The organism is Rhizobium ecuadorense (assembly GCF_001187535.1).
In the GTDB taxonomy this organism is placed as follows: Bacteria; Pseudomonadota; Alphaproteobacteria; order Rhizobiales; family Rhizobiaceae; genus Rhizobium; species Rhizobium ecuadorense.
The window spans coordinates 1-299 of sequence record NZ_LFIO01000879.1; the positions used below are offsets into that span (position 1 = coordinate 1).

The 299-nt window shown below is 64.5% G+C and carries 1 pseudogene; it reads right to left on the minus strand.

Annotation, left to right across the window (positions count from 1 at the left end):
• Positions 1-299, minus strand: a pseudogene (locus AF337_RS15410) (aminopeptidase P family protein); the annotation flags it as partial.

A 299-nucleotide genomic window follows, 5' to 3' on the forward strand; every position in this document is an offset into this window, starting at 1 on the left:
CTTGTTCTTCGGCATCAGTTCGTCGAGCGCAGACCAGAGGGTCAGCGACGTGCGGTCGCCGATCCTGCCGATCTGGGCCTTGGCGAGACCGAGATCGGCGAGAACCTTTGCGCATTTCTCGGCGGTCTTGAGGACGGAATCCCCGGGGCGGTCGGCATATTCGCGGCCGATCGGGCCGATCTGCCAGATTTCGTCGACGAGTACGGGCTCGCCGCCCGGCGGCAGCAGGACGGATTGCGTGAAGAAGGACAGAAGCACCATCGCCTTGTCGGCGTCGGTCGGGATGATCAGCACGCCCT